The organism is Bradyrhizobium sp. CCH5-F6, from assembly GCF_001556045.1.
Taxonomy (GTDB): domain Bacteria; phylum Pseudomonadota; class Alphaproteobacteria; order Rhizobiales; family Xanthobacteraceae; genus Bradyrhizobium.
On sequence record NZ_LSIC01000174.1, the window covers coordinates 1 to 21,360 of the forward strand.

General features: G+C 62.4%; 25 protein-coding genes and 1 pseudogene. 13 read left to right on the forward strand and 13 right to left on the reverse strand.

From position 1 onward, the window contains the following. Nucleotides 1-360 precede the first annotated feature (360 nt). Nucleotides 361-813 carry an Hsp20 family protein gene (locus AX729_RS29275; protein WP_061027663.1) on the forward strand — a complete coding sequence of 151 codons (453 nt, stop codon included), beginning with the start codon at nucleotides 361-363 and terminating at the stop codon, nucleotides 811-813. A gap of 146 nt (nucleotides 814-959) precedes the next feature. Continuing rightward, a complete protein-coding gene (locus AX729_RS29280; protein ID WP_156457275.1) occupies nucleotides 960-1,322 on the forward strand; it encodes a hypothetical protein in 363 nt (120 codons plus the stop codon). A gap of 970 nt (nucleotides 1,323-2,292) precedes the next feature. Here the strand turns inward: AX729_RS29280 and AX729_RS29290 are convergent. After that, nucleotides 2,293-2,583: a glutaredoxin family protein gene (locus AX729_RS29290; RefSeq protein ID WP_061027666.1), complete on the reverse strand. Its 291-nt coding sequence runs from the start codon at nucleotides 2,581-2,583 to the stop codon at nucleotides 2,293-2,295. A gap of 153 nt (nucleotides 2,584-2,736) precedes the next feature. Here AX729_RS29290 and AX729_RS29300 point away from each other — a divergent pair. Beyond that, nucleotides 2,737-3,321 (forward strand): annotated as a pseudogene (locus AX729_RS29300) (HdeD family acid-resistance protein). A gap of 152 nt (nucleotides 3,322-3,473) precedes the next feature. Here AX729_RS29300 and AX729_RS29305 read toward each other — a convergent pair. Continuing rightward, a complete protein-coding gene (locus AX729_RS29305; protein ID WP_061027667.1) occupies nucleotides 3,474-4,184 on the reverse strand; it encodes an NADH dehydrogenase ubiquinone Fe-S protein 4 in 711 nt (236 codons plus the stop codon). Between the two features lie 358 nt (nucleotides 4,185-4,542). Between AX729_RS29305 and AX729_RS29310 the strand changes: the two genes are divergently transcribed. Then, the gene (locus AX729_RS29310) at nucleotides 4,543-4,896 is read left to right on the forward strand and encodes an SPW repeat protein (protein WP_061027668.1); all 354 of its coding nucleotides are present in this window, start codon (nucleotides 4,543-4,545) and stop codon (nucleotides 4,894-4,896) included. A 303-nt stretch (nucleotides 4,897-5,199) separates the two neighbouring features. Here AX729_RS29310 and ftsH read toward each other — a convergent pair whose 3' ends face one another. From ftsH to AX729_RS29330, 4 genes are all read right to left on the reverse strand, one after another. Beyond that, the gene (gene ftsH, locus AX729_RS29315; protein ID WP_061027669.1) at nucleotides 5,200-7,041 is read right to left on the reverse strand and encodes an ATP-dependent zinc metalloprotease FtsH; all 1,842 of its coding nucleotides are present in this window, start codon (nucleotides 7,039-7,041) and stop codon (nucleotides 5,200-5,202) included. Between the two features lie 587 nt (nucleotides 7,042-7,628). Continuing rightward, nucleotides 7,629-8,051: an integrase core domain-containing protein gene (locus tag AX729_RS41690; RefSeq protein ID WP_156457276.1), complete on the reverse strand. Its 423-nt coding sequence runs from the start codon at nucleotides 8,049-8,051 to the stop codon at nucleotides 7,629-7,631. A gap of 261 nt (nucleotides 8,052-8,312) precedes the next feature. After that, nucleotides 8,313-8,561, reverse strand: a complete 249-nt coding sequence (locus AX729_RS29325) for a hypothetical protein (RefSeq protein WP_061027670.1) — start codon at nucleotides 8,559-8,561, stop codon at nucleotides 8,313-8,315. Next, the gene (locus AX729_RS29330) at nucleotides 8,558-8,887 is read right to left on the reverse strand and encodes a hypothetical protein (RefSeq protein ID WP_156457277.1); all 330 of its coding nucleotides are present in this window, start codon (nucleotides 8,885-8,887) and stop codon (nucleotides 8,558-8,560) included. The genes AX729_RS29325 and AX729_RS29330 overlap by 4 nt, the downstream gene beginning before the upstream one ends. Before the next feature lie 199 nt (nucleotides 8,888-9,086). On the opposite strand from AX729_RS29330, the gene AX729_RS29335 reads away from it, so the two are divergent. Both AX729_RS29335 and AX729_RS29340 read left to right on the forward strand, forming a co-directional pair. After that, nucleotides 9,087-9,545 carry a DUF2892 domain-containing protein gene (locus AX729_RS29335; protein ID WP_061027672.1) on the forward strand — a complete coding sequence of 153 codons (459 nt, stop codon included), beginning with the start codon at nucleotides 9,087-9,089 and terminating at the stop codon, nucleotides 9,543-9,545. 30 nt (nucleotides 9,546-9,575) lie between these two features. Then, nucleotides 9,576-9,959 carry a DUF302 domain-containing protein gene (locus AX729_RS29340; RefSeq protein WP_061027673.1) on the forward strand — a complete coding sequence of 128 codons (384 nt, stop codon included), beginning with the start codon at nucleotides 9,576-9,578 and terminating at the stop codon, nucleotides 9,957-9,959. A gap of 151 nt (nucleotides 9,960-10,110) precedes the next feature. Here AX729_RS29340 and AX729_RS29345 read toward each other — a convergent pair whose 3' ends face one another. The 4 genes from AX729_RS29345 to dsbD form a co-directional block, all read right to left on the reverse strand. Then, a complete protein-coding gene (locus AX729_RS29345; RefSeq protein ID WP_061027674.1) occupies nucleotides 10,111-10,806 on the reverse strand; it encodes a L,D-transpeptidase in 696 nt (231 codons plus the stop codon). Beyond that, nucleotides 10,803-10,997 (reverse strand): hypothetical protein, encoded by a 195-nt coding sequence (locus AX729_RS29350; protein WP_061027675.1) that lies wholly within the window; start codon nucleotides 10,995-10,997, stop codon nucleotides 10,803-10,805. The genes AX729_RS29345 and AX729_RS29350 overlap by 4 nt, the downstream gene beginning before the upstream one ends. Before the next feature lie 283 nt (nucleotides 10,998-11,280). Further along, complete coding sequence (locus AX729_RS29355; RefSeq protein ID WP_061027708.1) at nucleotides 11,281-11,913, reverse strand: DsbA family protein; 633 nt, start codon at nucleotides 11,911-11,913, stop codon at nucleotides 11,281-11,283. Nucleotides 11,914-11,953: 40 nt separating this feature from the next. Beyond that, on the reverse strand, nucleotides 11,954-13,777 hold the full coding sequence (gene dsbD, locus AX729_RS29360) for a protein-disulfide reductase DsbD (protein WP_063817306.1): 1,824 nt from the start codon (nucleotides 13,775-13,777) through the stop codon (nucleotides 11,954-11,956). Nucleotides 13,778-13,881: 104 nt separating this feature from the next. Between dsbD and AX729_RS29365 the strand changes: the two genes are divergently transcribed. Together AX729_RS29365 and AX729_RS29370 are read left to right on the forward strand one after the other, a co-directional pair. Further along, a complete protein-coding gene (locus AX729_RS29365; RefSeq protein ID WP_061027677.1) occupies nucleotides 13,882-14,544 on the forward strand; it encodes a response regulator in 663 nt (220 codons plus the stop codon). Then, nucleotides 14,541-15,854, forward strand: coding sequence for an ATP-binding protein (locus tag AX729_RS29370; protein ID WP_061027678.1), 1,314 nt, complete (start codon nucleotides 14,541-14,543; stop codon nucleotides 15,852-15,854). Before AX729_RS29365 ends, AX729_RS29370 begins: the two co-directional genes overlap by 4 nt. 39 nt (nucleotides 15,855-15,893) lie before the next feature. On the opposite strand, the gene AX729_RS29375 is transcribed toward AX729_RS29370, so the two are convergent. After that, nucleotides 15,894-16,778 carry an MBL fold metallo-hydrolase gene (locus AX729_RS29375; RefSeq protein WP_061027679.1) on the reverse strand — a complete coding sequence of 295 codons (885 nt, stop codon included), beginning with the start codon at nucleotides 16,776-16,778 and terminating at the stop codon, nucleotides 15,894-15,896. Between the two features lie 93 nt (nucleotides 16,779-16,871). Here AX729_RS29375 and AX729_RS29380 point away from each other — a divergent pair, with 93 nt between their 5' ends. The 3 genes from AX729_RS29380 to AX729_RS29390 are packed head-to-tail and all read left to right on the forward strand — an operon-like array spanning nucleotide 16,872 to nucleotide 18,564. Next, nucleotides 16,872-17,204 carry an ArsR/SmtB family transcription factor gene (locus AX729_RS29380; RefSeq protein ID WP_061027680.1) on the forward strand — a complete coding sequence of 111 codons (333 nt, stop codon included), beginning with the start codon at nucleotides 16,872-16,874 and terminating at the stop codon, nucleotides 17,202-17,204. 18 nt (nucleotides 17,205-17,222) lie between these two features. Then, nucleotides 17,223-17,768 carry a rhodanese family protein gene (locus AX729_RS29385; protein ID WP_061027681.1) on the forward strand — a complete coding sequence of 182 codons (546 nt, stop codon included), beginning with the start codon at nucleotides 17,223-17,225 and terminating at the stop codon, nucleotides 17,766-17,768. Nucleotides 17,769-17,784: 16 nt separating this feature from the next. Further along, a complete protein-coding gene (locus AX729_RS29390; RefSeq protein ID WP_061027682.1) occupies nucleotides 17,785-18,564 on the forward strand; it encodes a sulfite exporter TauE/SafE family protein in 780 nt (259 codons plus the stop codon). Between the two features lie 216 nt (nucleotides 18,565-18,780). Here AX729_RS29390 and AX729_RS29395 read toward each other — a convergent pair whose 3' ends face one another. Then, entirely contained in the window at nucleotides 18,781-19,308 is a 528-nt protein-coding gene (locus AX729_RS29395) for a cytochrome b (protein ID WP_061027683.1), read from the reverse strand. A gap of 78 nt (nucleotides 19,309-19,386) precedes the next feature. After that, on the reverse strand, nucleotides 19,387-20,223 hold the full coding sequence (locus AX729_RS29400) for a COG4705 family protein (protein WP_082770570.1): 837 nt from the start codon (nucleotides 20,221-20,223) through the stop codon (nucleotides 19,387-19,389). A 322-nt stretch (nucleotides 20,224-20,545) separates the two neighbouring features. On the opposite strand from AX729_RS29400, the gene AX729_RS29405 reads away from it, so the two are divergent. Continuing rightward, complete coding sequence (locus tag AX729_RS29405) at nucleotides 20,546-20,794, forward strand: PilZ domain-containing protein (RefSeq protein WP_061027684.1); 249 nt, start codon at nucleotides 20,546-20,548, stop codon at nucleotides 20,792-20,794. Between the two features lie 71 nt (nucleotides 20,795-20,865). Then, nucleotides 20,866-21,357: a phosphatase PAP2 family protein gene (locus AX729_RS29410; RefSeq protein WP_245325447.1), complete on the forward strand. Its 492-nt coding sequence runs from the start codon at nucleotides 20,866-20,868 to the stop codon at nucleotides 21,355-21,357. Nucleotides 21,358-21,360: the final 3 nt, after the last annotated feature.

Consider the following 21,360-nt stretch of genomic DNA (forward strand, 5'->3'; position numbering starts at 1 on the left):
CTTCATATCGGTACACCCGGGCGACTTCGTCGGAATCCGCAGTCCCTCGAACGGGGCGCGGCGCTGCATACCCGGGATCAGGTAATCGCCGCCATTTATCGCCGATACGGAATGGGCGGGGTGGTGGCCAGCGCCCGCATGTACTCCCCGGAGACCCTCCGCAACGGGTTCGAAGCCTCTTATCGATTTGGGGGCTCGCGGCGGCGCATAAGGCCTTGAAACTGGCCGAGCCCGTTCTAATTCCAAAAGTGCAGCGCGCGCGACGCGCTGCTCCGGGTGCCTTCTGAGGACCCGGAGATCGGGCGCCGGATACGGTGTCCGTGCGCTCGTAACCATGTTGCTCGAAAGGAGGATGTGGCTATGACCACCTTTGACTTCAGCCCGCTCTGGCGATCGACTGTTGGTTTCGACCGCGTGCTCGATCTACTCGAAGATTCCGCCCAATGGACGGGCGACAACTACCCGCCCTACAACATTGAGCGGAGCGATGAGGACCACTATCATATCTCGCTCGCTCTGGCCGGCTTCTCGCCTGATGAGGTGACCATCACGGCTGAGCAGAACGTACTGACGATCGAAGGCCGTAAGGCGGACAAGGGTACCCATCAGTTCCTGTATCAGGGAATCTCGTCTCGCCCGTTCCGTCGCCAGTTCAACCTAGCCGAATATGTGCAGGTGAAGGACGCTTCCTTCGTGGACGGCATGCTCAAGATCGAGCTGGTGCGCGAGGTTCCCGAAGCAATGAAGCCGCGCCAGATTCCGATCCAGGCCGGCAACGACAATCAGAAGCTCGAGCAGAAGCAGACGGCCTAAGTCTTGGCCGAATTGCGCCCGTCGCGCGGCCTGCGCCGCGCACGGGACGTCTTGTCCGCATGTAGTCAACAGTCGCTTCGTATCTCCGCCCGGAGGACTCCGGGTGGGCTGGATTGAGACTCGGGCGGAGAGCCGTGGAGAAAGAGATGGAAAGAGCAATTCCTATCGATCTTCAGCAGATTGAACGCAAACTGCTTGCGGCGTTCGAGCGTTACGGCAGCGACGGCAGGGCTATCACGTTGCAGAGCCTGGCGACCAGCGTCGGTACACATGGAAACGCGAAGGAGTTCAGGCTCGCGCTGAAGGATCTGGTCGGTCGTGGACTGGTGAGGCGGGCGGGCGAAGACCCGATTCCGGGCTCTGCGATCGCCTTTCGGCTTGTCGCGCCGGTGATGCGCGGAGGCGTCGGCAAGACCGAGGACCAATCCAATTTAAGCCGGGCGCGTTCAGTTTCTGTGGAGCAGAGCAAGCCACCGCGGCGACACCGATCCAGCATGCCTGCCTGCTAGGCCAGGCTTGGTGTGGCGAGCTCGTCAGTGCAGACGCACTCAGACGTTCTCTGCTCGCCCGAGGGACATGACAGGGATGGATGACTATAGCGATCTCGCCACGACAAGCCTTACACTCCTGTGTGCCGGCATCATGCTGGTTGCGGGCCAGCTCTATATCGAGAACCGCTCCACTCATCCGGGCCAGCAGTCGCGACAGGACGGGCAGCCGGCCCTCGTCTCTAGCGCGCCATCATCTACTGCTTCGCGGGTTGAGCCGCGCCGAGCTCAGAAGCGGCGGGCGAGCTAAAGCGCGCGAGCGGAGTAATATTCTGCTCAACAACCCGCAGACTCTCGTTCGGTCCCTTCCGGCAGCGCGTCAACAGCGCACCCTTGGTCACCTCGCCGAGTTCGCCCTGTTTCAAGCACCGAATTTGATTCCGGGAAGCGCCGTATCTCGGGCATGAAGAAGGCCCGGCGGAAACCGGGCCTTCTTTTCATCACCAGGTGTACCAGTAGGGATCAACCGGCGGATAGTAGCGGACTACCCGATATGGGCGGCCGTAATAGTAGGGCGGACCATAGATCGGTCCATAATAGATCGGGGGTGCGGCAGCGGCCGCTAGGGTTCCCGCGAACACTCCGAGAGCAAGCCCGGGACCGATGCCCGGGCCGCCCCAACCATGGTGACGTCAATGGGCCGAAGCCGGCGCAATCGATCCGATGAGGAGCGTTGCCGCCGCGACGATTGCAAGAGCAAGCTTTCTCATGTCGTTTCCCTCAACTTTCTACGCGCTCTGCGCACTTAAGTCCTTACCAGGCTCAACATAGCCGAACCTCGGTTCGGCTATGAGTTGAATTAGAATTGTCGGGGGCGAGTTCAAGTAACCGGCGCCTATTGCCATGCTGCTGCCCGTACGATCATCAGCGCAACGCGCGCCGCAGACGCGTGCGGATCGCCGACGAGTGGGTCAGCTCCTATCGACGGCGGTCAGCGATAACCTGCCCGGCTCAAAGCGCAGTCGAGTTCGCGTAGCGATGGCTGGACCAGCACTTGTCCGCCGATAGTGACGGCTGGACTTGCAATCCGTCCGCCGGCCAACCATTCGAGCTGACTTCGCGCCTCCGGATATGCCTCCCAATCCACGAAATGGTAGGGCACGCCAGCCCGATCGAGATGGCGACGCACCATCATCGTGATTCCACACCAGCGGCTGCCATAGACAACGACGCCGCCGGCATGCGGCTTTGCTCGAAACATAGAGGAAGTAGACGCATACATCGGGAATGCTCCATCAAGCGGCCTTGCGAGTCACAAGTCCGTCCAGGACTTCGAATAGCTCGTAAATGGCCGGGACATGCTGAAGCTTAGGCGAGACGTGTCCGTAGCGGATGATGCCATCAGCATCGATCACATACAGCGCGCGCTCGGAAAATCCCTCGGCTTCGCGCCAGACCCGGTACGCCCGAGGACTTTGCCCGCCTGCAATCAGCGGCGACCGAAGCGATACGAGAGCATTGGGTTGCCTTCCTCGTCGAAGGCGTTCTGCTCACCATCCTCGGCTTCGCGGCCATGATCGTGCCACCGCTGGCCAGCATTGCGGCAACGATCTGGCTCGGATGGATATTCTTGATCAATGGTCTATTAGTCGGACTGGTCCTGACATTCTGGGCGAAAGGAGGTGGTCATTGCTCTCCGCCCTCGTCACTATTGCCACGGGAGTGGTCCTGCTGGTTGCGCCCATCCAAGGCACGTACGCGCTGACCATCGTCTTGGGAGCTTACTTCCTGGCCGAGGGCGTCGCTTCCATCCTGTACGCGTTCGAGCATCGGCGCGAATTGACTGGTCGCTGGTCTTGAATGCTGGTTGCGGGTCTGATAGGCTTGCTGATCGCGGTCATCATCATTATTGGCCTCGGCGCTGTGGGCGGTTGGATTGCTTATCGGGATCAACTTAGCTTTTGGCGGCGCAACGCTGATAGGGATGGCCCTGGCCGCGCACAGCGGAAATTTCGACTGAGCGAAGCATAGGCCGCCGGCTAGAAACGAAGACCCCGGATTGACCGGGGTCTTCGTCTCTCGAAGGCTGAACGGCTGCAGCAGACACCGTCATGCTGCCGTTTCTGTGATCGGCTCGCTCCCAGGCGCAGAAGCGGAAGCCGGCCGCCCCTCTCAGCGCTCCTCGGACTGAATGGTAGTCCGTTCGAGCTCGAGCAAAGCGAGTTCGACTTCACGCAGCCGCGATTGTCGCTGCTCGTCCGGTTCTCCGTCGCCGCTCGCGTGTTCGATCAGGTATTCGGTCCAAGCCCAGTTTATCAGGATCGAGCGCTTCGCCTCGATCGGGAGAGCCGCATCCTTTACCACGGCCATAGGGGTGGTCCAGCCTTCATCCCCTCGCGGGTCGTGCCGAGCTTCAGCGCCTGCGACGGCATCCACATAGCTTTCTTGCAAGGCGCCAAGCCCAAGGCGTTCGAGTGTGGCATCGGAGAAGGCACGCGTCACTGCGGGCGGCGTTTCCGCCTGGTCCGCGCCTCCGTGGTGAGACGTCTGAACGATGTATTGTAGCCCCTGCCGTTCGGCATAGCGGATCGCCGATGTCAGGGTCGGAAAGTTGAGGTCGACCTGGGTCAGCGGATCATCATCCGAGGTCCACCCCATCAAAGGCTCCAGGTAGGGAGCGCTACGCCGCTCGAAGACAAGCCGCCAGCCGTCGCAATGGGCTCTTCCCGAACTGATCGGCGATGGCTCAGGCCTAAAGATGATGGCTGTGGCACCTTTGGGAAACACGGACGGGGTGAAAAGCTGGTCTGCCCGCCGATTGTCATTGGCAAACACAGCTTCCGGTAGGGGTTGTTCCAAAACGTTGGTTTTCACGACCTCCATTTGATCCCTCCCATATCTGAGAACCGCACGAGGCTCGCTCGAGTCGCGCAGCGCGTCAGTCCTATGAAAGGATGACTGAATGACATGTCCTTGCGCCGCTTCTTTGCCAGCGTCGCGGCGATCAAGTTGGGTATCTTCCTGCGGGCCTTCAAGAGCTCGCCGCGAAGGAGCAATTGTCCAGGCGCGCCGCTGCTGGCGCCAGTGCTCACCCTCTTGAAACAGGGTGAGACCGTTTTAGTTCGTCAACTGCCCGTCCCCCGCGCGACGAGGCTCCGGCTGGCACCGTCGGGCGTACCCTGCCAGCTCTCACGCGCGCGATCGACTATCTCACATCATCCGATCTAAAAGGAGTTGAACGATGATCAAACAGGAAAAGCTTCCCGATCTGGTAAATCTACTGCTCGGCATCGGCCTGTTCGTATCGCCTTGGGCATTTGGCTTTACAAGCCTCAGCGCTGCGAGCTGGAACGCCTGGGCATCAGGCGCTCTGATCGCTGCGCTTGCTGCGGCCGCGCTCTGGCTGTTCGCCGAATGGGAGGAGTGGCTTACTCTCATCGTCGGATTGTGGGTCGCAACGTCGCCGTGGTTTGCACACTTTTCCACGCACCATACGGCTACAACGCTCCACGTGATCGGCGGCATCGTTGTTGCTGTGATCGCGGCAGTTCGCATCTGGCATGTTCACAGAGGCTATCCGCACGCCATGACCTGAGGAATGGCCGAGGGAGGGTTGAGCAGCCCTCCCTCGTAAGCCCTTAGCTTTCTCGCCGGCTTACTCATCCGACTATCGAACGAACGCTTCTCCACTCCAGTGCAGATTTCGGTCCCTCCGTGCGCCTGGAGCGATCGCCGGACGCAGACGTGCATTTTGCCCCGACACGTCTCTTTGCGAGGCGGATGTACGACTCCCAGCAGTAGCGCTCAGCGCTATCGCGCGAGCAATGGTGGTCGAGAGACTGGGCGACGGGCCTAGCACGGCCGCGGCAAATTCAGTGGAAGCTCAGTGGAAGCGCCGTTAGATCAGTTGGAGCGTTTCTTTCGGCATTTCCCGTATTAGCAGTTCAATATCGCTCTGCTCGAGCGTCTCCTTTTCGAGGAGCTTCTTTGCCGCACGGTCCAGGATCGGACGCCGTGTGTTCAATAGGCCCTGGGTGCGCTGGAAGACCTGATCCACAATCGCTTTCACCTCACGATCGACAGTAGCAGCAGTCTCCTCCGCATAGTCTCGCTCGTGGACCGGATAAGATTGGTCGGGGCCTGCGAGAAAATTACCGGGCTCGCGATCGTAGGCAACACTGCCGAGTTTCTCCGACATGCCATAACGCGTCACCATGCTTCGCGCGATGTCGGTTACCCGGCGCAGGTCGTCGGCGGCTCCGGTCGATAGATGACCAAACACAATTAGCTCAGCCGCGCGGCCGCCGAGCAGTACCGCCATTTTGTTTTCCAGCTCCTCCTTGGTCATCAGGAATCGATCCTCGATCGGCCGCTGAATGGTGTAGCCCAGTGCGCCGACTCCGCGTGGGATGATCGAGACCTTGTGTACTGGATCGACACCGGGCAGTGAGAGCGCGACGAGCGCGTGGCCCATCTCGTGGTAAGCGACGATCTCGCGCTCCTTGGGATTGAGCAGCCGGTTGCGCTTTTCCAAGCCGGCGACCATGCGTTCCACCGCGTTATTGAAGTCGCTCATGCTAACCGCTTCGGCGCCACGGCGCGTCGCCAGAAGCGCGGCCTCATTAACGAGATTAGCGAGGTCGGCCCCGGTAAATCCAGGTGTTAACGCTGCGACGGCCTCCGGCTGCACATCACCAGCAAGCCGCACCTTCTTCATGTGGACGTCGAGTATCTCGACACGACCCTTCTTGTCAGGACGATCGACCAAGACCTGGCGGTCGAAACGGCCAGCACGCAACAGGGCAGGATCGAGAATTTCCGGTCGGTTTGTGGCCGCAAGGATTACCAGGCCCGAGCGCGAGTCGAAGCCATCGAGTTCCACGAGAAGCTGGTTGAGCGTTTGCTCCTTCTCATCGTGCCCTCCAGCAAACGGGCCGATGCCGCGAGCTCGGCCAAGCGCGTCGAGTTCGTCAATGAAGATGATAGCTGGCGCCTTTTCGTGAGCTTGCTGGAACAGGTCGCGCACCCGCGCAGCTCCGACGCCGACGAACATCTCTACGAATTCAGAGCCCGAGATCGAGAAGAAAGGCACCCGGGCCTCGCCGGCGACCGCCTTTGCCAGCAAGGTCTTGCCTGTCCCGGGCGGGCCAACCAGCAACACGCCCTTCGGCATGCGGCCGCCAAGTCGGCCGCAGTCGGCGGGATTCTTCAGGAAATCGACGACTTCGCGAAGCTCGTCTTTGGCTTCGTCGACGCCAGCCACATCCGGGAAGGTCACACCGGTATTGGATTCGACATAGATCTTGGCCTTGCTCTTGCCGATTGCCATCAGTCCGCCGCCAAGGCCGCCCCCTTCGGCCATGCGGCGGCCAATGTACCACCACAACCCGAAGAATATCAGGACCGGCATTGCCCAGGAGAGGAGATCGCGCAGGAAGGTGCTCTCAATTTGTCCGGTGAACCGAACGTTGTACTTCTCGAGCTCCTGCGCCACGTCCTGGTCAACGCGCGTGGTCACAAATCTCTTCTGACCACCGGGCAGCGGCTCCTTGAGTGTGCCCTGCAGCGTGCGATCGGAAATGCCGACCGCGTCGACTTTCCCCTGATGCAGCAACTGCAGGTATTCGCTATAGGGAATGACGGCGATCTGGGTGGCCGTCGCGACCAGATACTGGATGAAGATGACCGCGAAAACGGCGGCAATGGTGTATCCGATATTGAAGCGGGTTTTGTTCGTCATCGCCAAACTCGATGTAAAATACGGAAGCGGCTTTGCAGCACTGCACCAAACACCTTGGACATGGCCTTGGTTTCACTGGGTCTTGGTGGGGCTCGCGCCGATGCATTGTAGTAGGCTTGGCTCGGTCTGAAAGCCCCTTGCAACCGGACGCTGGAGTTGACGCGGACTGCTTTGCGGTTGGCATAGCTTTCAGTCGGTCAGCTGCTGCAGCTTGCAAGCCAAGTCCCGCCCCGCAGCTTCCATTCGCCCGCTAGAAGGTTCTCCTTGATCTGGATGTCAACATCCGAAAACCAGGCAGCTCGGCGAAAGGGCGAACCTAAGCGTGGACCATGGACGACGCCTACCAGCTCCCGGATTACGTGCTGGAGAGCTACCGGTTCATGCGCGCCCCCTGGCGCACCGAACGGGTCGACGGCACCTCGCACTTTATGATGCTTGACCGGCCCGAGCAGTCGCGACCGACAAAACGACGTCCGCTAGGATGGTGCTGCAACAGGTTGATCGCTGACGCCACTGTCGACGCGTCATCGGCCCCATGTGACTGCTGGACACTGTTCAGGTCTGCGCAGACCGTCGCACCTAGATGTTCAGTCCCGACGTGAGATGGTCGGGCACAGCCTGAAGCGCTGCGGCTCCTTCGTCCAGGCTTTGCAGATGGCCTCGAAGGGCGTGAGGCCGGCGAGAGCCTTCACCCGCTTGGCGAAGTTGTGGGCGCCGACGAAGGCCGCCACGTAGTCACGGAGCTGGTCGTGGCTCTCGTGCTGATAGCTGCGCACGGTGACCTCGTTGAACGTGCGATTCAGCCGCTCGACTTGGCCGTTGGTCCAGGCATGGAACGGCTTGGTAGCCGATGATCGATGTCGGTCTCGGCGGAGACGAACTCGAAGGCATGCGCCTGGAAGAGCTCCAGTCGACGGCGTACTCGAACGCGATGCGAAGGTCGCTGCCCGCCGTGATCTCTGCGTACAGCCGCTCGTCGATGTCGGGGGCGACGAAGCCCGCGAGCAGATCGCAGAGCTCGGCCCGGCCCCAGGTTTCGACCGGCGCGGTCAGCCATTGCTCGACGGCGTCCTCGGGATAGGGGGCGCCGCCATCGTACGGCGCGAACCGGTCGCGGACGTGAGGAGCCGCTGGTGTCCTTCCTCCGCGCTGCGGGCGAGCAGCCGGCGGGCGCTGTCCGTCGGCATGGTCGCGAGGATGAAGTCCGTGGTGCCGGCGCAGGCGGCCGGGGCGTCGAATCCGGCGAACGTCAGGCCCAGTTCAAAGCCCAGTCATGCCGACGTGTCGGCGTCGAAGCGGCGGCAGAAGCTCCTCGCGAGTTCGTCGAAGAAGCGCGAGGGCTCGCTCGTCTCGCGCAGGATCGCGTCGAGCTCGGCGGCGGTCAGCTCATCGGCGTCTTCGTACCTCGCGAAGCGCTCCGCGCACTTCCACAGGGAGAACGGGAACAGATTCGCCCACTTGGTGCCGTGAAATCCGCCGAAGCCCGGCAGGAACGTCGTCAGCCGCTTCATCTCGTTCACGTGGCGATCTCCTCTTTGCGATGCCGCTGCGCGAAGTCCTCGTCGGTCATGACGCGCCCTTTCCAGAATTCCTGGGGATGCTGCAGCAGCACCTGCTCGAAGACCTCGAAGGCCCTGTCGGCGTCCAGACCGGGATTTTCCGAGCGCATCAGCGCGGTGCATGTGGCGCACCGGAACGCGCTTCCGTCCGCGGGGCGGTGCCCGATGGCGAAATAGCGCAGAGCGCCGACATCGCTGTAGACGAACGCAGGTTTGCCCTTGCCGCCGTATTCCAGAGCCAGCACGAGCGCGCGAGCCTGCCGCCGGCAACGTTCTTCAGTTCGCATTTCGGAACCGCGAAGCCCGCGACGTGGAGCGCGCCTGATTTGTTACGCCCGGCGCTCGATATTACGCCTTGAAACAGCCGTCAGTGATCGTCGCGACGAACCGTCAGACATAGCTGTCCGCTGCACCTTCGCGCGACAGTCGGCCGTCGTCAGCGCGTGCGCAGTAGGAACAAATCAGAACAGCGCGCGTAATCTATAGATGACCACGACGCGGAATCGGGTGCCCCTACGTTCGTCTGAGAGCGATAATCGTCGCATCGAGCGCACGATGCGGGCGAACGTCGCCTTCTTCGCCGAACATCGCGACCAGATTGCCGACAGGTTGCACGAGCTCGACCGGGAGTGGGACATCGAGAGAACCATCGAAGCTAATGCAGCTGTAATCGGATTCACTGGCATCGTTTTGGCGGCCGCTCACAATCAGCGCTGGCTCGCACTCCCGGCGCTGGTGACCGGCTTTCTGTTCCAGCATGCGATCCAGGGGTGGTGCCCCCCGGTGCCCGTCTTGAGAAAACTGGGCTTTCGCACCTCCTACGAAATCGAAGAAGAACGTCGAGCCCTGATGGCGTTACGAGGCGATTTCAGGCACGTGGCCGAAAGCGCGGATAGCGCGCTCCGGGCTGCGAGGGGTGTCCCAAACGCGACTGCACCAGCGTAGCGCTGAGGCACACCAGTACAGGAGTTTAAAATGTCCTACTATTTCTCGAAAACACTCGACCTTCCGTTTGCGGAGGCCGTCGACAAAGCGATAACCGCACTCAAGGCCCGGGGATTCGGCGTGTTGACCAGGATCGACGTGCAATCGACGCTCAAGGAGAAGATCGGCGCCGACTTTCGGCCTTACGTCATACTAGGTGCGTGCAACCCGAGAATGGCGCATGAGGCGCTGTTGGCCGAGGACAAGATCGGAACCATGCTTCCATGCAACGTTGTGGTTCAGGAATTCGATGGGAAGACCGAAGTGGCAGCGGTGGATCCGGTAGCGTCAATGCAGGCCATACAGAATGAATCACTGGCGACGATCGCGGAGAAGGTCCGCGGCGAATTGAGGGCGGCGGTCGAAGCCATCTAGAGGCCTTCTGTTCTTTGTGTTGGTGCATCGCCCCAGCTCGGCGACGTCGCCTGACGACGTCTCGACGGGGGCACTCGGCACCGCCGTAGGAGCGGGATCCCCGCCCCTTGGGGCGTCCCTGCTTTCGTCGAGGTCGCGCGCCGATCGAAGTTCATCCGCCGGATGCCGCGGTCTCTGCACCGCCCGCCGGAAGCACCACGACCTTGGCTCCCGACGGCACGCGTCGGTAGAGGTCGATCACGTCCTGGTTCATCATGCGGATGCAGCCGGACGACATTGCCTGCCCGATGGACCATGGCTCGTTGGTGCCGTGAATCCTATACAGCGTGTCCTTGCCGTTCTTGAAGAGATAGAGAGCGCGGGCGCCAAGCGGGTTTTGCGTGCCGCCCTCCATGCCCCGGGCCCACTTGACGTATTTGTCCGGCTCGCGGGCGATCATGTCCTTGGTGGGCGTCCAGCGCGGCCATTCGCGTTTCATCGCCACATTGGCGGTACCCGACCAGGCCATGCCCTCCTTGCCGACGCCTACGCCGTAGCGCAGCGCCTTGCCGCCTTCCTGCACCAGATAGAGGAAACGGTTTTTCGGGTCCACGACGACGGTCCCGGCAGGCTGCCCGGTCGGATCGTCGACGAGTTGACGCATGTAACGGATCTTCAGGTCGCCGCCAGGAACCGGCGCAACGGTATAGGCGCCGTCCGAGACCACGCCATATCGCGGGTCGGACATCGGCGCGTAGCTCGCGGCCGCGGCCTTGGGCATGATGTCGGCGTCGGAGACGCAGCCCGCCAGCGCTGCCGGCAGAAGCACTGCCGCGGCACACACAGCCCATTGCTTTCGAAGCGTCATGTTGATTCCTTCGGTGCCGCCTGCCGGCGCGCGTTGGCGACTGCCCGGCGAAAGCAGGCGTAGTCGAGCGTGTTGTAGAGAGGATTTCCGATCAGGTACGATGGCGTCCCGGCGAGGCTCAAGGACTTGCGGACGAACAGCGCATCGATGTCTTCGGCGTGGTGGCGAAGGTCGACCTGCAGCGCCTCCATGTCGATGCCGGATGCGCGGCCGTGTCGTACCCGCCTTTGTACCGAACTCCCACGCGAGGCGGGCGCCATAGAGAGAGGCGTTCGTCAGGATCGGCCAATCCTTGTGAACGAGGCGGACACCTTCGTCTTCCGCCTTGAGGCTGTCCAGATTTGGCGTGGCCGCCATGCGTCCGTCCTCTGAAAAGAAGTCCGGCCCTGACATCCAACCGATCCCAACCTGACTTGGCCTATGGCGGTCAGTCTCGATCTGCAGCTTAAGCCAGGCTTAAGAGGGCCCCGTTGCTCACTTCTTTGCGCGGGCGCGCGCGTCGGCAGCGACGCGCTTGAAGCCTTCGTAGTTCAACGCCTGCGTCACCCGGTACTGGCCGACGATGTAGGCGGGCGTGCCCATCAGGCCTAGCGAATCGGCCTGGGCAAGGTTGCGTCGCAGGAGCTTGGTGATGTCGTCGCCGTGGGCTTTCAGATCGGCATCGAGACGATCCATGTCGACGCCGGACTTCGCGATCGCTTCACGCATACGCTCGGCCGGAATCTTCGGCCCGGGAATTCCCATCATCGCGAAGTGCGCGGCGTCGTAGCGGTTCTGATACTTCGCGGCCAGCGCCCACTGCGCACCCTTGATGGAATCCGGCGTCAGAATCGGCCAATCCTTATAGACGAGGCGAATCTTGCCGTCGGTCTTCACCAGCCGCTCGAGCTCTGGCTCCGCCTGTTTGCAGAAGGGGCAGTTGTAGTCGAAGAAGACAACGATGGTCAGATCGCCCTTCGGGTTTCCCGCGGTCGGCGCGGCGGGATCGTAGAGGATGGCTTCGCGCGATATGTCCGCTTCGCTGAAAGCGTCATCGGCGCGCGCGGGGCCGACCAGGTCGCGGACGCCCGCGACGGCGATCATTTGGGCGAGCGTGCGTCTGGAGATGTATCGAGGCATGTTCGGCTTCCTTTTCTGTAGATTGGGCTCAGTCGACCGAGGCGAGGGCCGATAGTTTTCCGAGCAGGGCGCCGGCATCGACCGCGCCAATGATTTTGACCGTCGGATCGACGCTTCCGAGCGTGCCGAACAGCAGAATGGTCGGCGGCCCGACGATGTCGAAGCGCTTCATCAGGGCTCGGCTCGCGTCGTCGACGGCGGTCACGTCGGCACGCACCATTCTGAAGGCTTGCAGGCGTGCACGGACTTCAGGTTTGCGCAGGACGGCATCCATGACCCTGCATTCGACGCACCACTCGGCGGAGAAGTCGAGCATGACGGGCTTCCCGTCCGTGCGGGCCGCAGCGAGTTCGTCGTCCAAGGCGGCGACCGATCGGATCGTTCGGACGGGATCTTCGGATCCGGTCTCGCGCGTCACGAACCGATCGAGGATGCGGGTCGCGTTGAGACTGTCGTCACCAGCCGATCCGATCATCAGGACCGAGCCGCTCAGAAGCGAAATGCTCGCTAGGCTCATGGACACAAAGCGCCATCGACTGTGCGTCATCAGGAATTGCGTTCCGAGATAGACGGAGACACCCGTCGCGAGCGCGCCCCAAAGCTGCAGCGTGGTCTGCTGCGACAGAACGCGGGAAAAGATCGAGATCGCGACGGCAAGCAGGATGAAGCCGAAGGCATGCCTGACGCGGACGAGCCAGCGACCTGGCTTCGGCAGGAACCGCGGTCCCAACGCTCCGAAGACCAGAAGCGGCACGCCCATGCCGACGCCGAACAGGAAGAGGGCCGCCATGCCGCGCATCACGTCGCCGGTGCGAGCGACGTACAGCAGGGCCGTGGCCAGCGGAGGTGTCACGCAGGGGCCGGCGATCAGTGCCGATCCGAATCCGAGAACGGCGGCTGCGGCCAGCGGTCCGCGACCGCCTCCGGAGGCCGCGCCCGATATCCGCTCGACCAAGGCGGCCGGCAGCTGGATCTCGAACAGGCCGAACATGGACAGCGAGAGGGTGACGAGGACGGCGCTCATTACGCCAAGCGCAACCGGCGTCTGCAGCAGGATCTGCAGGTTCTCTCCGGATCCGGACCAGGCTGCGAACGCACCCAGCGTTGCGTAGGCCGATGCGGACGCTCCGACAAACGTCGCCGCGAGGGCAAGCCCCCGGCCGAACAAAAGACGCTCCTGCGACCGGGCCATCAGACCGAAGAAGATCGGCACCAGCGGGAAGGTGCAGGGTGAGAACGACAATAGAATGCCGAAGCCGAAGAACGAGGCCAGCATGCCGCCGAGCGTCACCCAGTAGGAGATGCCCTCGCCAGGTGCGGGCGCGATCGTCGCCGAGACGCCGTCGCTCGCTCCAACCGCGGCATCCGGAGCGTCCACGAAAGATGAGGATCCGGACGAGGACGGGGCGGTGGCGTCGCGGTCCTTGATCGCCAGCGTTTCCAGATTGATCGTCTTGGCGACCGGGGGGTAGCAGATTTGGTACTGTTCCGCACAACCCTGATAGGTCACTGCGATTTCGCGCAGCCCTCGCAGGTCGGCAGATGGGATCTGGGCTTTCGCCGAGTTCCGATAGATCTCCTGCGGCCCGAAATCCGGATCGTCCTTGGGTTCTCCCTGGGGCGTTTGGACCGTGACAGGTGTCCCGGGAGGCACCGCGTTCTTGGCGGCGATCATTGCGCGGTAGAGGTAGCTGCCCGGCCCAATCGCCCAGGTGAGCGACAGCCCCGCGTCGTCGCGCGAAACCTTCAATTGGAACGCTTGGTCGGCGGACGGCGGCGTTCCCGCCCGGGCCAACGCGACGGAGGACAGGAGAACGAACAATATGACCGATAGTCGATGAAAGCCCGGCATGTCGGTGGCGGCCCTGCATTTTTTGTGAGCGGATGCCACGACTTGGATAGGCTACCTTAAGCCAGCCTTAAGGCTGGGGACCGAGAGGAACCTCGGAGGTACTGATGCGCATACTCGTCGTCGAAGACGATCCGATCCTGGCCGATGGTCTGCGGGCGGGACTGTCGTTGACCGGCGCCACGGTCGACGCGGTCGAAACCTGCGAGGACGCCGACCACGCGCTCGCGACGTCGCGCTACTCGGCAATCGTGCTCGACATCATGCTGCCGGATGGAAGTGGCCTGGATCTGCTGCGCAGGCTCCGAGGACGGCGGGACGCCACGCCCGTTCTGCTCCTGACGGCGCGCGACCGCGTCGGCGACAAGGTTTCGGGCCTGGATTCCGGAGCTGACGACTACCTGGCGAAACCCTTCGACCTCGATGAACTGGCAGCGCGCCTGCGCGCCATCGTCCGCCGGGAAGGCGGGCGTGCGGCCCCGACCATGACCTACGGCGCCATCGTGCTCTCGCCGGCTGATCTATCGGCGACCGTCGCCGGCGAGCCGATCAACCTGTCGCGCCGCGAGTTCGCGATTCTGGCGGCGCTGATGGAGCGTCCGGAGCAGGTCCGTTCGCGCGCCGAACTTGAGGAGCGCCTCTATGGATGGCAAGAGGACGTCGAAAGCAACGCGATCGAGGTTCACATCCATAATCTCCGCAACAAGATCGGCAAAGACGCGATCCAGACGCTGCGCGGCGTAGGCTATCGGATGGGGACGGGCCGATGAGGTCCTTGAGGCTAAGGTTGTTCGCGATGCTACTTGCCGCGACTGGGATCGTCTGGTTGGCGGCGGTCGTCTGGATCTACGTCGGAACCAGGGACGAAGTGGAGCATGTTCTCGACACGCGCCTGCAGGAGGCCGCGCGCATGGTGGCTTCGCTTGCATCCGGCTTCGATGCTCTCCCCGCAGGCTCGACACCCGCCGCGCTACAGCCGCTCGGCAGCTACGAACGACAATTGTCGTGCCAGATCTGGTCTCTCGATGGCCGCATGGTCGCGAAATCGAGCGGCGCACCCGATCAGCAGCTCTCACCCGCCGCCTCAGGGTTCTCGGACCGGATCATCAACGGCGAACCCTGGCGCGTGTTCTCGGTTGAGGACGCCGATCACAATCTGCGCGTGTTGGTGGGGGACCGTGTTGGGCTGCGGGAGCGGCTGGTGACCGACCTGATCAAGGGGCTGATGTGGCCGGCGCTGCTGATCGCGCCGCTGCTCGGCGCCGCGATCTGGGCGAGCGTGGGGCAGGGTCTTCGTCCCTTGCGGCAGATGGCCCAGGACCTCGGCGCGCGCGAGCCGGACGACATGCGGCACGTCGAAACCGAACGTGCTCCGACCGAGGTCAGGCCGCTCGCAGTCGCCCTCAACGGGCTTCTCAGCCGGGTTGAGGCCGCGCGCCGGCATGAACGCGAAGTGACCGCCTTCGCGGCGCACGAACTGCGCACGCCGCTGGCAGGACTGAAGACGCAGGCCCAGGTGGCTTTGGCCGCCGACGACCCGAAGGTCGTGCGGGGGGCGCTCGAACAGATCGTGAGAGCCGTCGACAGGAGCACGCGCCTGGTGCGCCAACTGCTGACGATCGCAAGGCTGGACTCCGAAACGGTCGATGCACCGTTGGCGCCGGTCGCGGTCGGTCCGATCCTCGAGGAGATCGTCGTCGCCACTCCAAGGCACGAACAGACGACGGTGACGATCGACGCCAGCGTCCGGGCTATGGTGCTGAATACGAACGCCGACTGCCTCCAGCTCGCGCTGCGGAACCTGCACGAAAACGCGATGCAGTACACTAGCGAGGGACGGGTCGTCTGGATGGCCCGGGGCAATGCCATCACCATCGAGGACGAAGGGCCGGGTATCCCCGCCGACGAACTCGATCAAATCGGAAAACGCTTCTTCCGGGGTAGACTGAGGAGCCCGATCGGAAGCGGGCTGGGCCTTGCCATCGTCAAGCTCGCGCTCGCAAAGGTCGGAGCGAAACTCACCATATCGAACCGCGAAGGTGGCAGCGGCACCCGGTCGGAGCTGACGTTCGACGTCTGATCAGCGACCGGTGCCGCGGCATGAACGATCGCCGGGGGCCTACACGCAGGTCTGCGCGCCGCCCTTGAGTTTCACGGGGATCGTGAGATAGCGCACCCCGTTGGCTTCGGCCGGCGGGAATTTGCCGGCGCGGATGTTGACCTGAATGGAAGGCAGCAGCAGCCTCGGTGCCGACAGTTTGGTGTCGCGCGCCTGCCGCATGGCCACGAATTCATCTTCGGTGACGCCGTCCTTGACGTGGACGTTTCTCTCGCGCTGCTCGCGCACCGTGGTTTCCCAGGCAAACGTGTCGCGGCCGGGAGCCTTGTAGTCGTGACACATGAAGAGCCGCGTCTCCTGCGGCAGCGCCAGCAGCCGCTTGATCGACCGGTAGAGCCCGTGTGCATCGCCGCCGGGGAAATCGGCGCGCGCGGTGCCGTAGTCGGGCATGAACAGAGTGTCGCCGACGAATACGGCATCCCCGATCTTGTACGAGATGTCCGCCGGCGTATGCCCCGGCGTGTAGAGAATCTCGACCTCGAGTTCGCCGATCTTGAAGCGCTCGCCGTCGCGGAACAGATGATCGAAGTCGCTGCCGTCGGTCTTCAAGTCCGTAGCGTTGAAGATCGGTCGGAAGATGCGCTGCACGTCCTTGATGTGCTCGCCTATGCCGATCTTCGCGCCGGTCTTCGCCTTGATGAAAGGCGCGCCCGAGAGATGGTCGGCATGAGCATGGGTCTCCAGAACCCATTCGATGGTGTTGCCCGCTCGTTCGGCGGCTGCCAGCATCGCCTCGACAGAGCGCGTATCCACCTCACCGGAATTGTGGTCGTAGTCGAACACCGGATCGATGATCGCGGCCTTTTTGGTCGCCGGATCGGCGACCAGGTAGCTCACCGTGTTGGTCGGCTCGTCGAAGAACGATCGGATCATTGGTGGTGACATTCTGGAACTCCCTGATGCCATTGCTCGGTCGGACTTGACGGATATATTAGCAATATCTAATTAAGCAATGGCTCAAATAAGGGGAACAGGACGATGGCCTCCTCAACATTCGATCCGGAAACTTTCGAGAAGCAGGCAGTTGAAGTGGCCTCCGTCCTGCGGGCTATCGCAAACGAGCGCCGGCTGATGATCCTGTGCAGGCTCGTTGAATGCGGGGAGGACAACGTGAGTTCCCTCGCCGAGGCCGTCGGCCTGTCGCAATCGGCGCTCTCGCAGCATCTCGCGAAGATGCGCGATGAGGGTCTCGTCACTTTCCGGCGGGAAAGCCAGACGCTCTGGTATCGCATCGCCGATCCGCGCATCGAGCAGCTCTTTGCCACGCTGCACAAGCTGTTTTGCACGCCCGTCAAAGCCAAGAGCAGATAAGCCAAGAAGGAACTAGGAATGTCGCTACCGACTATCAACCCGACGGACGCCCGCCGTCTACTCGACGAGGGCACCACCCTCATCGATATCCGCGAAGCAGACGAGCACGCGCGCGAGATAATTCCGGGGGCGCGAAACCTGCCATTGTCGAAACTCGACGAAGCCGATGTCGGGGGGCATCGCAAGCCGATCATCTTTCATTGCAAGAGCGGCGCCCGTACCCAAGCCAATGCGCCCCGGCTCGTCGCAACACTCGATGCCGCTTGCGAGGCCTTCGTCGTTGATGGCGGGCTCGACGCTTGGCGCAAGGCTGGTCTGCCGGTTGTGACCGACCGACGGCTGCCGATCGAGCTTCAGCGGCAGGTGCAGATCGGGGCCGGAAGTCTCGTCTTCGCTGGCACGCTGCTCGGCCTTTTGGCCTCGCCTTGGTTCTTCGCCGTGCCGGCTTTGGTGGGTGCCGGACTGATGACGGCCGGGCTCACAGGCTTTTGCAGCATGGCCCGCATCCTCATGCGGGCGCCATGGAACCGCGAAGTTTACGGCGCGCCGGCGCGAGCCGCATGAAGGAGGAGTTGTCGCCATGCTGTCCCTGACCCAAGGCGCGCTCGGTCTGGCCTCCGGCTCGCTGGTAGGCTTCTCGCTGGGCCTGGTAGGAGGCGGCGGTTCCATTCTGGCGGTTCCGCTGCTGATCTATCTGGTTGGGGTAGCGGATCCTCATGTCGCGATCGGGACGAGCGCGATCGCCGTCGCGGCAAACGCTGCCGCCAACCTGGCGAATCACGTCCGCGCCGGTAACGTGAAGTGGCGCTGCGCCTCGGTGTTCGCGCTTGCAGGCATAGCTGGCGCCTTTCTCGGCTCCACTCTCGGCAAGATCATCGATGGCCAGAAGCTGCTCGCACTTTTCGCCATCGTCATGTTGGTGGTGGGCGCGCTAATGATGAAAGGCCGCTCTGGCGAGGGCGAGCTCTCGGTGAGGCTCAATCGGGAAAATCTGCCGAAGCTTGTGGCCTTCGGCCTCGTCACGGGATCCTTATCCGGCTTCTTCGGGATCGGCGGTGGCTTCCTGATCGTGCCCGCCCTGATCGCAGCCACCGGCATGCCGATCTTGTACGCGGTGGGTTCCTCACTCCTGGCGGTCACCGCGTTCGGGCTGACAACTGCGGCGAACTACGCCTTGTCCGGCCTTGTGGATTGGTCTCTCGCCGGGTTGTTCATCGTCGGCGGCGTTCTCGGCGGGCTTCTCGGCGCCCGCTCCGCGACCTCCCTCGCTGGCCGCAAAGGCGCGTTGAACACCGTGTTTGCGGCGCTCATATTCGCAGTCGCAATCTACATGCTGGTCCGCAGCCTGGGTCTGTTGTGATGGACCTTGGCAGGCCGGCTGTTCCGAACGTGGCCGGGCGCGAAAGCCATGAGAGGCGTGGCCGCCCCCTCAAGGAGGGGCCGGGCTCCTGAACGGGTGGCCTTCCAGCTGGTCGCTCGATGACGCGCCCGGCATGGAAATCTATCTGATTCCGAGATCCCGCGGATGAAGCTGCGATGCTCCACGCCGCCCGCGAACGCGCGCGACGAAAGGGCTCTATCGTAGCATCCGCTGCACGACCCCATCGCGGTACAGCAGGATGTGCAATAGGGCTGCCGACACATGGATAACGATGAACGCCAGCAGGGTCCATTCCATGGCTTGGTGGAGGCCATCAATGGCTCGAGCGGCGGTCGCATCGACAGAACCCAGCATCGGCAGCGGCGTCAGGAACAAGAAGGAGACCGACCAGCCACGAAAAGAGGCGAACAGCCATCCTGTGAGCGTCGTCGCGAGCACCAGCGCGTAAAGCGACCAGTGCACCATTTCCGAGCTCAAGCGCTGCCAGGTGGACAGCGAGCTCTCTGGCGCGACAGGATGGGTAAGCCGCCATGCGAACCGCAGCAGCATTACGGCCAGGATCAGGATCCCCAAGCTGGCGTGGAGGGTCGTGGCGATGCCCGGCTGCTCGCCGCGGTGAATGTCCGGCATCAGCCATCCAATCGAATATTGCGCGAACAGCAGTACGACAACGAGCCAGTGAAGAACTCTCGCGGTGGTGCCGTACTGCAATGGGGTTGTCATCCTCATGTCCTGCACAGGCTTCCTTTGGGTGCTGCTTCACCTGACGCCGGGCCGCGTTTTGCCAGGTGGGCTGAGGGTTTAGACCGCATCGCTGGCGAGGCGCCCTGCCGGATGTCGGCCGGCCCGCTGAGGGAAAATCAAGAGGCAGGCGACGATGAAGACGGCAATCACGGCCGAAGCGATAGGGCGGCTCAGGTGCAGACCGCCCTGGCTGACGGGCTTGTCGAAGAAGTCGCCCACGGTCGCGCCCAATGGTCGTGTCAGGATAAACGCAGCCCAGAACAGCAGAACATGTGAAACTGTGGTCCGATAATACAGCGCTGCGAGGACGGCAAGTCCTGCCGCAAAGACAATCGCCCCGCCTTCGTACCCAAGCCCGGTCGAATCGGCCGTCCAGTCGCCCAGAGCGGTGCCCAGGGTTTGCGAGAAGGTGATCGCCGCCCAATAGAATGCCTCGACCTTTGGCGTGTTCACGGTGTCGACGGAGATCGATCCCTGCGACCAGTACCACAAACCCAGGGTAAAGATGACGCAAGCAAATAGGATCGAGGAGCCGCCAGCATAGCCGATACCGAGCGAGCGATCGGCAAAATCAGCCATGGTCGTGCCGGCCGTGGTCGATGCGATGATGGTGGCCCAGTAAAGGAACGGGTGGAACCTCTTCGCTGCAGTCTGCAGCACAACCAAGACCGCAAGGATCGAGAGAAACAGCGCGGTGCTGGCGAGGTACCCCCAATGCAACGTCATGCTAACGGTATCGCCGCCGGTCTCGCCCAGCGTGGTGGCGGCGATCTTGATCACCCAGAACGAGAGAGTAACCGCCGGTACTTTGGTGGCAAAATCCTGCAGTTCGATTGAAGCAGACGGTGATGAGAAGTCCTGCCCTGCATGGCGACCGGCATTTCTCTCTTGCATGTGAGCACCTCTTGATTTGAACGACGCGACAACGCGCAGAGTGCAATCTGTTCTCCTTCCGCGCGGTTACCGGCTCTATACGATTTCGTATTGTGCGGACTGCAAGGCGGCGCGAGGGCAGACTGCAAACGACAAGTCGAATGCTATCGCCTCATCCGGAAGATGAGGACTGCGAGCGTCGCATACATTGAAACTGCCCCGTACTCGCTAGAAATCGGTGAGCCGACATTACAAATCGGTATAGTTTTGGTGAGGGCCCAGTCAGGTGTTGACTGCTAGGCTCCGGTTCTCGTCGGATGGATCGCGCCGAGCCGGGGCAGTCATGGAGAAGCGGCAAGCGGAGAGACGGCGCACCTTCAAGGGTGGCAAGATTGTTTTCAACCACGGGCGCTCAATCATCGACTGCACCATCAAGAACTTGTCGCGAGGTGGCGCTGCGCTGAATGTCGAAAACACCTGCGGAATTCCGGACGAGTTCATCCTTCTTGTCAACGCCGACAACGCGCGAAAGGCCTGCCGGGTCGCCTGGAGAACGCAAACCCAGATTGGCATTGCTTTCCTGGAGGCTTAGCACCACGCATGCGACAAGGTCTCGATATCGCGCTTACTCAGTGGCTCAACAGCTCGGCCGGACATCGTCCTATGCTCGATTGGTTCATGATCGGGGTGACGGATTTCACGATTCCGGTCATGGTTCTGGCGGTCGCGGTGCGGTGGTGGCAACGTGAGGACAGGGCAAACGAGAGGATGCTCGCGGTCGACGCCGGACTGACCTTTCTTTTCGGTCTCCTCATCAACCAGTTTATCCTGTTGTTTGTAAGTCGTCTCCGCCCCTACGAGCTAGGTGTAACCCATCTCATCGTCGCACCCAGCTCCGACCCCTCCTTTCCTTCAGATCATGCCACGGCCGCGATGGCGATCGTCGCCGCGACACTGCTGCAGCATCGCCGGCTCCGCGCGCTGATCTTGGCGATTCCGGCGGCGCTGCTGATGGTCTCGCGCATCTACGTCGGAACGCACTACGTTTCGGACGTAGTTGGCGGCATGGGCACGGCGCTATTGGCGGCCATCGTGATGCGCGCGACAGTCGCCTTGCGTCAGCCGATCACCGAGGTGATCATCCGTTTTCCATAATGG

Bases quoted from the DNA above. Each gene is read 5' to 3' on its own strand.
- AX729_RS29275 (WP_061027663.1), top strand. From the start codon at position 361: ATGACCACCTTTGACTTCAGCCCGCTCTGGCGATCGACTGTTGGTTTC.
- AX729_RS29280 (WP_156457275.1), top strand. From the start codon at position 960: ATGGAAAGAGCAATTCCTATCGATCTTCAGCAGATTGAACGCAAACTG.
- AX729_RS29290 (WP_061027666.1), bottom strand. From the start codon at position 2,583: ATGTATGCGTCTACTTCCTCTATGTTTCGAGCAAAGCCGCATGCCGGC.
- AX729_RS29305 (WP_061027667.1), bottom strand. From the start codon at position 4,184: ATGGAGGTCGTGAAAACCAACGTTTTGGAACAACCCCTACCGGAAGCT.
- AX729_RS29310 (WP_061027668.1), top strand. From the start codon at position 4,543: ATGATCAAACAGGAAAAGCTTCCCGATCTGGTAAATCTACTGCTCGGC.
- ftsH (WP_061027669.1), bottom strand. From the start codon at position 7,041: ATGACGAACAAAACCCGCTTCAATATCGGATACACCATTGCCGCCGTT.
- AX729_RS29330 (WP_156457277.1), bottom strand. From the start codon at position 8,887: ATGCGAACTGAAGAACGTTGCCGGCGGCAGGCTCGCGCGCTCGTGCTG.
- AX729_RS29335 (WP_061027672.1), top strand. From the start codon at position 9,087: ATGACCACGACGCGGAATCGGGTGCCCCTACGTTCGTCTGAGAGCGAT.
- AX729_RS29340 (WP_061027673.1), top strand. From the start codon at position 9,576: ATGTCCTACTATTTCTCGAAAACACTCGACCTTCCGTTTGCGGAGGCC.
- AX729_RS29345 (WP_061027674.1), bottom strand. From the start codon at position 10,806: ATGACGCTTCGAAAGCAATGGGCTGTGTGTGCCGCGGCAGTGCTTCTG.
- AX729_RS29350 (WP_061027675.1), bottom strand. From the start codon at position 10,997: ATGGAGGCGCTGCAGGTCGACCTTCGCCACCACGCCGAAGACATCGAT.
- dsbD (WP_063817306.1), bottom strand. From the start codon at position 13,777: ATGCCGGGCTTTCATCGACTATCGGTCATATTGTTCGTTCTCCTGTCC.
- AX729_RS29365 (WP_061027677.1), top strand. From the start codon at position 13,882: ATGCGCATACTCGTCGTCGAAGACGATCCGATCCTGGCCGATGGTCTG.
- AX729_RS29370 (WP_061027678.1), top strand. From the start codon at position 14,541: ATGAGGTCCTTGAGGCTAAGGTTGTTCGCGATGCTACTTGCCGCGACT.
- AX729_RS29375 (WP_061027679.1), bottom strand. From the start codon at position 16,778: ATGTCACCACCAATGATCCGATCGTTCTTCGACGAGCCGACCAACACG.
- AX729_RS29380 (WP_061027680.1), top strand. From the start codon at position 16,872: ATGGCCTCCTCAACATTCGATCCGGAAACTTTCGAGAAGCAGGCAGTT.
- AX729_RS29385 (WP_061027681.1), top strand. From the start codon at position 17,223: ATGTCGCTACCGACTATCAACCCGACGGACGCCCGCCGTCTACTCGAC.
- AX729_RS29390 (WP_061027682.1), top strand. From the start codon at position 17,785: ATGCTGTCCCTGACCCAAGGCGCGCTCGGTCTGGCCTCCGGCTCGCTG.
- AX729_RS29395 (WP_061027683.1), bottom strand. From the start codon at position 19,308: ATGACAACCCCATTGCAGTACGGCACCACCGCGAGAGTTCTTCACTGG.
- AX729_RS29400 (WP_082770570.1), bottom strand. From the start codon at position 20,223: ATGCAAGAGAGAAATGCCGGTCGCCATGCAGGGCAGGACTTCTCATCA.
- AX729_RS29405 (WP_061027684.1), top strand. From the start codon at position 20,546: ATGGAGAAGCGGCAAGCGGAGAGACGGCGCACCTTCAAGGGTGGCAAG.
- AX729_RS29410 (WP_245325447.1), top strand. From the start codon at position 20,866: ATGCTCGATTGGTTCATGATCGGGGTGACGGATTTCACGATTCCGGTC.